Origin of the sequence: Rothia sp. (in: high G+C Gram-positive bacteria) (assembly GCF_030540545.1) — a bacterium.
Taxonomy (GTDB): domain Bacteria; phylum Actinomycetota; class Actinomycetes; order Actinomycetales; family Micrococcaceae; genus Rothia.
This window is the reverse complement of record NZ_JAUNVZ010000038.1, coordinates 1-1,392: the sequence shown is the minus strand read 5'-3', so window position 1 is coordinate 1,392 and position 1,392 is coordinate 1. Positions and strand designations below refer to the sequence as shown.

Sequence of the window (1,392 nt, the reverse complement as noted above, 5' to 3'; positions counted from 1 at the left end):
GACGGCCATGTGCGTTGGAGCCGCTTCTTCAAGCGAGTGTGGGACATTAAGTAATACTCCCAATTGAGGCAGATGTAATTCGTTCAGCCTATGCACCGCCTTCTGCGCAAGTTTATAGCCCCTGTACTGCCGGCTGCTCTGTTGCTGCTGGCGGTAAGGGGCTTACTCATTTCGCCCATGCGTTTGCCTGAAGGTCAGGGCCTGATAGAGGCTCCCACACACCGCCTGGTATGGCTCTCGCGCACCTATTACGGGTTGCGTCTGCCCGGCGAATCGCTGTGGGGCTATCACCGCTGGGGCTATCGTATGCCGCAGGTCGGTGAAGCACTTGCCTTTACGCAGCGCAAGACCTTGCCGCAGGGAGGGGAGGCTGAAGAAATGCTTGCCGCCGTCTGCCGGGCCATTGCCGGCGACACCGTATGGATAGACCCTGTGCGCCGCCTGATACTCCCGGCGCATACCTCTCCCGATGCCGAAGCCTTTGTGGTGCCCCGTGCCGACCGTGCCCTGCACGTCACGCCCCATAATGCCCGGCTCCTGGCCCGCATACTTCGGCGTTATGAAGGAGTAGATGCAAAGGTGGACGGCCAAGGCCGCTTGTGGATAAGGGGAGAGGAAGTGAGACGGGTGCGTACGGCACAAGACTATTACTGGGTCGAAATGTTCCCCGAACGCTATGCACTCATTCCCCACCGCGCTTTGGTGGGGCGGATTATCCCCATGCAGTGGGGCAAGGAAGCCTCGTAGGGCAGTATACTCCATCCGCAGCGTTGCGGCAGTCACCTTATTCACGTTATGCTCATCGTCCCTTCGGCCTATTTGGCCCCAATCTCCTATAATGCGCTCCTCTATGCCGCCCGTGAGGCGGTGGAGGATCGGCACGAACACTTTGTGAAGCAGACCTATCGCAACCGTTGCTGCATCGCTACGCCCGGCGGTGTACAGGCACTGACCATTCCCGTGGTTCGCGACAATGCCGGCCACACGGCGATGAAGGACATCCGAATCTCTGACCACGGCAATTGGCGCCACCTGCATTGGCAGGCACTGGTATCGGCGTACGACAACAGTCCGTACTTTATGTACTACGCTGACGACTTTCGCCCCCTCTACGAGCAGAAGTTCACCTACCTGGTCGACTTCAATGCGGCTTTGCAGCACACTGTGCTCAGCCTTCTGAGCCTAGACCTCCCCATACGGCAGGCTGAGGCCTATGTGTCCCCCACAACAGCGTGTGTGTGCGACCTGCGCCCCCTGCTCTCGCCTAAGGTAGGGCCGGAGGCCGATACTGCTGCCTTCAGCCCTCGGGCGTACTATCAGGTCTTTGCGGAGCGCACGGGCTTTCTGCCCAACCTCAGCATCGTTGACCTGCTCTTCAACATGGGGCCGGAG

The 1,392-nt window shown here is 59.6% G+C and carries 2 protein-coding genes; both read left to right on the top strand.

Annotated elements, in window-relative coordinates:
• Positions 1-90: 90 nt before the first annotated feature.
• On the top strand, positions 91-747 hold the full coding sequence (locus Q4P78_RS08745; protein ID WP_303339990.1) for a hypothetical protein: 657 nt from the start codon (positions 91-93) through the stop codon (positions 745-747).
• A 48-nt stretch (positions 748-795) separates the two neighbouring features.
• The coding region (locus tag Q4P78_RS08740) for a WbqC family protein (protein ID WP_303339989.1) at positions 796-1,392 on the top strand (597 nt) is incomplete at its 3' end.